At 78.5% G+C, this 6445-nt stretch carries 7 protein-coding genes; 4 read left to right on the top strand and 3 right to left on the bottom strand.

The window, feature by feature from the left end; all coding sequences use genetic code 11:
* Together FA014_RS16975 and FA014_RS20180 are read right to left on the bottom strand one after the other, a co-directional pair.
* Positions 1-1250 (bottom strand): DNA polymerase Y family protein (locus FA014_RS16975; protein ID WP_419178430.1); only part of this gene is annotated, 1250 nt, incomplete at its 3' end.
* Positions 1247-2398: a hypothetical protein gene (locus tag FA014_RS20180; protein WP_195969337.1), complete on the bottom strand. Its 1152-nt coding sequence runs from the start codon at positions 2396-2398 to the stop codon at positions 1247-1249. The genes FA014_RS20180 and FA014_RS16975, both read right to left, overlap by 4 nt.
* 243 nt (positions 2399-2641) lie before the next feature.
* Between FA014_RS20180 and FA014_RS16965 the strand changes: the two genes are divergently transcribed.
* Positions 2642-3178, top strand: a complete 537-nt coding sequence (locus FA014_RS16965) for a YbhB/YbcL family Raf kinase inhibitor-like protein (protein ID WP_154730819.1) — start codon at positions 2642-2644, stop codon at positions 3176-3178.
* 108 nt (positions 3179-3286) lie between these two features.
* On the opposite strand, the gene FA014_RS16960 is transcribed toward FA014_RS16965, so the two are convergent.
* A complete protein-coding gene (locus FA014_RS16960; RefSeq protein ID WP_154730818.1) occupies positions 3287-3757 on the bottom strand; it encodes a GNAT family N-acetyltransferase in 471 nt (156 codons plus the stop codon).
* Between the two features lie 66 nt (positions 3758-3823).
* Here FA014_RS16960 and FA014_RS16955 point away from each other — a divergent pair, with 66 nt between their 5' ends.
* The 3 genes from FA014_RS16955 to FA014_RS16945 all read left to right on the top strand — a co-directional run.
* Positions 3824-4396: a YbaK/EbsC family protein gene (locus tag FA014_RS16955; protein ID WP_154730817.1), complete on the top strand. Its 573-nt coding sequence runs from the start codon at positions 3824-3826 to the stop codon at positions 4394-4396.
* A gap of 235 nt (positions 4397-4631) precedes the next feature.
* A complete protein-coding gene (locus tag FA014_RS16950) occupies positions 4632-5687 on the top strand; it encodes an iron-containing redox enzyme family protein (protein WP_154730816.1) in 1056 nt (351 codons plus the stop codon).
* A partial coding sequence (locus FA014_RS16945; protein WP_195969336.1) for a glycosyltransferase occupies positions 5684-6445 on the top strand: 762 nt, incomplete at its 3' end. The genes FA014_RS16950 and FA014_RS16945, both read left to right, overlap by 4 nt.

Genomic DNA, 6445 nt, shown 5'->3' with positions numbered 1-6445 from the left:
TGGTCGCGGACGTCCCGACCGCCCTGCAGGGCGGCGGTCAGCACGCCGTCCCCGCCGAGCAGCCCCTGCACGCGGTCGAGAGCCCGGTGGGCGCGCAGGTCGCCGCCGGACGCGCCGCCCCACAGCCGGCCCTGCTCGGCGCCGGCGGGCGCGACGTCCTCGGCGGTGATGCCGAGCGCGACCAGGCCGATCGGCTCGGCGTGCTCGTCGGGCTCGCCCCCGTCCGGCCGGGCACCGGCGCCGTGCTCGGCGGCCGCGGCGGTCAGCCAGCCCTCGAGCTGCCAGCGGATGCGGTCGGTGATCCGCGCGGCGGACAGGCCGCCGAGGCCGCCCATGTCGGTGCGCCAGGCGCGGGTGAGCTCGGTGCCCTCGTCGGTCCGGGCGGTGATCCGCAGCCGGGCGCAGGTCACGGAGTGCTCGGTGAGCAGGGCGTGCAGCTCCTCCGCGAGCCGGCGGCCCGCGAACGTCGCGACGTCGACGCGGTGCGCCGGCGGGTCGAGCTCGGTGCTCACCTCCAGGTCGGTCTCCGGCCGCCGGCGGGCGGGCGGCCGCAGGTCCTCGCCGCGCACCAGGGTCCACGCCCACGTCCCCCAGGTGCCGAACCGCGCGTGCACGTCGCCGCCATCGAGGGCGGCGAGATCGCCGAGACGGCGGAGCCCGAGCCGACGCAGCAGGTCCACGAGCTCGACGACCGCGTGCCCGGCGTCGTCGGTCACCGCGGCGGGCGCGAGGTCGTCGACGGGGCGCGGCGCCAGGAACTCGCGCGAGGCGCCGGGCGGCACGACGGCGTCGGTGCGGGCGGCGAGGATGGCGGCGAGCAGGCCGTCGGCGGTGCCGACCTGGCACTCGTGCCCGGTCCGCTCCGCCACCACGGACACCAGGCGCTCGGCCAGCGTCTCCTCGGTGCCGTGGAAGCGGGCCGCGCCGCCCGCGGGGAGCAGCAGCAGGCCCGGTCGTGCGACCTCGATCCCGGCGACGACGGCCTCGGTCGCGACGGCCACCGGCTCGAACAGCCGGGCGTCCCGGTCGTCGTCGGCGGGCAGCAGGACGACCTCGGGGCAAACGCCCTGCGCCTGGCGGCGGCGCATGCCGCGGCGCACCCCCTGCGCCCGGGCGATCGCGGAGACGGCGACGAGCCGGGGCCCGTGCTGCACGGCGGCGGGCAGGTGCCCGGGCACGTCGGCGGCGCGCACGGCGGCGACGACGGGCCAGTCCGGCACCCAGACGACGGTGGTGCGGGTGGCGCTCATCCGACCAGCCTCAGGTCGGGCCCGAGCAGCGCGCCGTCGTCCGCCACCGGCTCCGGTCCGGCGGAGGGCGCGGGCACCCCGTCGGGACGCGCGGGCAGGTCGGCGCCGGGACGTGCGGGTGCGGCGGGGCGGTCGGCGCGGGAACGGTCGGCGCCCGAACGGTCGGCGGGGAGCCCGTACGGGTCGGTGCCCACCTCGAGCGGCAGCACCACGCGCAGGTCCTGGGCCCGGCCGGCGCTGCCCCGCCCGGTGCGGGTGACGTGCACCTCGTGCGCACGCAGCCGGCCGTCGCCCTCGCCGACCCCGGTCCACCGGCCGCCCTCGACGGTCAGCACGGTGCCCGCGCCCGGCCACGGCGCGGTGGCCAGCAGCACGGACCCGCGGTCCCGGGCGCGCGCCATCAGCCGGCGGCGGTCGGCGTCGGCCAGGTGCGCGCCGGGGCCGACCACCACGACGTCGATGCCGTCGAGCAGGGCCGCGACCACGGTCGGCGCGTCCACGCCGGGCTGCGGGACCACCGCGAGCCGCTCCAGCGCCACGCCGGTCTGGGCGGCGGCGAGCAGGCCGAGGCTCGGCTGCCCCACGACGGCCGCCCACGCCTCCCGGGCGGTGCACGCGGCCGCGATCATCGCGAGCACCAGCGAGGTCGAGCCCAGCACCGCGGTCGTGCTCCCGCGCCGCAGGCCGTCCGGCAGCAGCGGGGTGAGGGCGGGCGGCACCGCGAGCGGCGGCCGGTCGGTGAGCAGCACGGGACCGCGAGCGGCGGTCGGCCGCGGGACCGCTCGCTGCTGGTCGGGCAGGTCGGGGACGGCCACGGGGCCCGCGGGCGCGCTCGCGGGGTCGGGGTCCACCACCGGCACCACCGCGAGCGCCGTGGCGCCCTGCACGGGTGCGTCGGTCCGGGCGCCCGGCCGCGCGCCCTCGGCCCGCGGCCCGCCGGCGCGGGTGCCGAGCACGCCGAGCGACCCGTCGCCGGGCACGTCGGTGCCGGGTGCGACACTGCTCGCCGTCCGGCGGGTCTGCGCGGGGCTGCCCGTGGCACCGCCCGCGACGCCGGTCCCCCGCGGCGCCATGCTGCGGGCGCCGGTCCGGAGCTCGGCGCTGACCAGGGCGGCGCGTGCCCGGGCGATCCGCTCCTCCTGGTTCACCGCCGCACCCCCTCGTCGTCTGCCGGCCGACCGCCGGACCCTCGTTCGAACACGTGTTCGATTGTGCCAGTAGACGCCGACACTCCGGCGCGCGTCAATCCGGCGTCACCCGCCCTGGGGACCACCGCCCGGCGCGCCGTGGCGGACGCGCCGACACCCCTGCACGGGCCCGCGGCCGGGGGCATGATGACGGGACAGGCACACCCGTCCGGGCGCCCCTCCGCGCCCACCAGGAGGAGGACCATGGCCGTCTCGCTGACCCGTCCCGTCGCCCCCGAGCCCTACGCGCTGCTGCCGTCCGTCCCGGACTTCGACGTCGCGAGCGCCGACGTCCTGCACGGCGAGCCGCTGCCCGCGACGTTCGCCGCCGACGGCGAGAACCTGTCACCCGCGCTCGAGTGGTCGGGGTTCCCGGAGGGCACGCGCTCGTTCGTCGTGAGCTGCTTCGACCCGGACGCGCCGACTCCTGCCGGCTTCTGGCACTGGACCGTCGTGGACGTCCCCGTGAGCACGACGTCGCTCCCCCGCGGCGCCGGCTCGCCGGAGGGCGACCTCCTGCCCCCGGGCGCGTTCCAGGTCCGCAACGACGGCGGGTCGACCGGCTACGCCGGCGCCGCGCCGCCGCCCGGGGACCGGCCGCACCGGTACGTGTTCGCCGTGCACGCGCTCGACGTGGACCACCTCGACGTGACCCCGGACGCGACGCCGACGGCCGTGGCCTTCACGGCGCTGTTCCACACGATCGGCCGCGCCCTGATCGCCCCGACGTACCAGCGCTGACCCCTCGCCCCGCCCGAGCTCGCCGGTTGCGCGCGAGTTCGCCCGTTGCGCGGCCGCCCCCGTCGCGCAACCGGCGAACTCGGCGCGCGGGCGGCCGGCGCCCGCGCCTCAGCGCACGTCGGCCGCGAGGTCCAGCACCATGCCGGTCGCCCCCGGGGCCACGTCCCGGAAGCCGAGCGACTCGTACAGCGCCCGGCCCGGCGGGTCGGCCACCAGCGTGATGTACGCACCGTGGGGCGCCCGCGCCCGCACGTCGTCGAGCAGCCGGGTCAGCACCCGCCGTCCGAGCCCGCGCCGCTGGTGCCCCGGGTCGGTCGCCATGTCCGCGACCAGGAAGTACCACCCGCCGTCGCCGACGACCCGCCCCATCGCGACGACGTGGCCCCCGGCCGTGCGGACGTGGCACCACGACCAGCTCCCCGCGAGCGCCCCGGCACCCTGCTCGGCGGTCTTCGGGGTGAGTCCCGACTCCCGGCGCAGGCGCAGGTAGGCGTCGAGGGGCGGTGCGGCCGGCACGAGCACGTACGGGTCGGCGGCGAACGGGTCGGCGGGCGCGGCGGCGTCGGTCACGCCCGCCATCCTGCCCGCAGCGGGCGCCGTGCGGACCGCTCCGCACACGACCGGAGGCGTGGGTAGCCTGCGGCTATGACCCTCACGCTCGGATCCCTGACCTGGTCGCGCGCCGTGGACCGGCTGGACCTGCTCGCCGAGCCGACCGCCGCGGCGCTGTCCGGCTGGGCCGCCGTCGTGCCGGAGGTGGCCGACGCGGTGCAGGTGACGGAGATCGACCCGGAGCTCGCCGACACGGCGGCGATGACGGAGGCCTACGACCTGCCGCTCGTGGTCTCGGCGAACTGCGTGCTGGTGTCCGGGAGGCGCGCCGGCGAGGAGCGGGTCGCCGCGGCGGTGGTGCGGGCGACGACGCGGGCGGACGTGAACGCCGCGGTGAAGCGGCTGCTCGACGTGCGCAAGGCGTCGTTCCTGCCGGTGGACCGCGCCGTCGAGGAGTCCGGGATGGAGTACGGCGGCATCACGCCGATCGGGCTGCCCACGGGGTACCGGGTGCTGCTGGACGCCGGTGTCGCCGCTGCGGACCCGGAGGCGGGCGGCACCGTGATCATCGGGTCGGGCCTGCGGCGGTCGAAGGTCGCGCTGCCGGGGTCGCTGCTGGCGACCATGCCGGGCGTCGAGGTGGTCGAGGGCCTGGCCCTGGCCTGAGCGGACGGGTGGCGGGGTGGCGCGGCAGGCGGAGGCCCCCGGCCGGCCGCCTGACCTGCACCGGCGCGCGCCCCCGCACGCCCGCCGTTCGCCGCGCGGGTCCCCCGCCGCACGGCTAGCGTGACCAGCACGGGAGCCACCGGCCCACGCCGCCGGCGTCCCGCGCCGCCCTCGAGCAGCCGGGGGCGCCCGTCGCGCGCCGTCGCGCGCCGCCCCGGACGAGAGACACCAGACCATGCGCGCACCGTCGCCCCGAGGCCCGCTCAGCGAGCGGGTCCGGCACGCCCTGACGACCGGGGAGGTCGACGCCGCCCTCCCGGAGGAGGCCGCCCGGGCCGCCGCCGCGTCCGCGGACCTGCTCACCGACGAGGACGTGCAGATCACGCTGACCGCGCTGTACGAGCTCCACCACCAGGGCCTGGACGGCGTGGACGACCGCCTGGAGTGGGACCCGACGCTGCTGCGCGCCCGCGCCGCGCTCGAGGACCCGTTCGAGGCGCAGCTCCGCGCCGAGGTGACCGTGCCCGAGGACCTGCTCGCCGAGCTGGACGCGAACGCCGAGCGCGAGGGGCTGGGGCCGGCGGTGGCGCGCGCCCTGTTCGACCTCACGGGCCGCGACGACGGCCCGAGCCTGTCCGCGTACGTCGCGCGGAAGGCCACCGACGACCAGCTCCGGGAGATGCTCGTCCAGCGGTCGGTCTACCAGCTCAAGGAGGCCGACCCGCACACCTGGGCCATCCCGCGGCTGCTGGGGGTCCCGAAGGCCGCGCTGGTGGAGATCCAGGCCGACGAGTACGGCGGCGGCCGGCCGGAGCGGATGCACGCGGCGCTGTTCGCCCGCACGATGCGCGGCCTGGGGCTGGACGACACCTACGGCCGGTACGTCGACGACGTGCCCGCGATCACCCTCGCCTCGGTGAACATGATGAGCCTGTTCGGCCTGCACCGGCGGCTGCGCGGCTGCATCGTCGGCCACCTCGCCGCGTTCGAGATGACGTCGTCGCAGCCGAACCGGCTGTACGGCAACGGCTTCCGCCGGTACGGGTACGACGCCGACGTCACCTGGTACTTCGACGAGCACGTCGAGGCGGACGCCGTGCACGAGCAGATCGCCGGCCGGGACCTCGCGGGCGGGCTCGTCGAGCAGCAGCCCGCGCTGCGGGACGACGTGCTGTTCGGCGCGGCCGCGTGCCTCGCGGTCGACGGGCGGGTGGGGCGGCACCAGATCGACTCCTGGACCGCGGGCCGGTCCTCGCTCCGCCGACCGCTGGCGGTGGGGAGCGCGGCGTGACGCCGGGCGGCCCGGCGCTGCCGGACGCGGAGTACGTCCTGCCGCTGCGGTGGGCCGACGACCGCGGCCTGCCGGACCTGGCCGGGTACCTGGGCCGGCTGGTCGACTGGCTGCCCGTGACCGTCGTGGACGGGTCGGAGGAACCGCGGTTCTCCGCCCACGCCCGGGCCTTCCCCGCGGCGGTCCGGCACGTGCGCCCGGACCCGCACCCGGGGCGGAACGGCAAGGTCGCCGGGGTCCTCACCGGCCTGCGGCTCGCCCGGGCGGACCGGGTGGTGCTCGCGGACGACGACGTGCGGTACGACGAGCCCACGCTCCGGGCGCTCCTGGACCGCCTCGCCGGGGCCGACGTGGTGCGCCCGCAGAACGTCTTCGACCCCATGCCCTGGCACGCGCGCTGGGACACGGCCCGGACCCTGGTCAACCGGGCGACGGGCGGCGACTACCCCGGCACCCTGGCGCTCCGCCGCACGGCGCTCGGGCCCGGGGGCTACGACGGCGACGTGCTGTTCGAGAACCTCGAGCTGCTGCGCACCGTGCGGGCCCGCGGCGGGCGGGTGCTGCGCGCGGACGACCTGTACGTGCCGCGCCGTCCGCCCACGGCCCGGCACTTCCTCGGGCAGCGCCCGCGGCAGGCGTACGACAGCCTCGCCCAGCCCGGCCGGTACGCCGCGGAGCTCGCCGTGCTGCCGGTCGTCCTGCTGGCCGCCCGCCGCGCGCCGCGGGCGCTGCTGCTGCTCGCCGCCGCCGCGTGCGCG

The sequence above is a fragment of the Cellulomonas hominis genome (genome assembly GCF_005239125.1).
GTDB lineage: Bacteria > Actinomycetota > Actinomycetes > Actinomycetales > Cellulomonadaceae > Cellulomonas > Cellulomonas hominis_A.
Note: the sequence above shows the minus strand (reverse complement) of the source record. Positions and strands in the feature narration are given on the sequence as shown.

Bases quoted from the DNA above. Each gene is read 5' to 3' on its own strand.
- FA014_RS16955 (WP_154730817.1), top strand. From the start codon at position 3,824: ATGACCCTCACGCTCGGATCCCTGACCTGGTCGCGCGCCGTGGACCGG.
- FA014_RS16950 (WP_154730816.1), top strand. From the start codon at position 4,632: ATGCGCGCACCGTCGCCCCGAGGCCCGCTCAGCGAGCGGGTCCGGCAC.
- FA014_RS16965 (WP_154730819.1), top strand. From the start codon at position 2,642: ATGGCCGTCTCGCTGACCCGTCCCGTCGCCCCCGAGCCCTACGCGCTG.
- FA014_RS16960 (WP_154730818.1), bottom strand. From the start codon at position 3,757: ATGGCGGGCGTGACCGACGCCGCCGCGCCCGCCGACCCGTTCGCCGCC.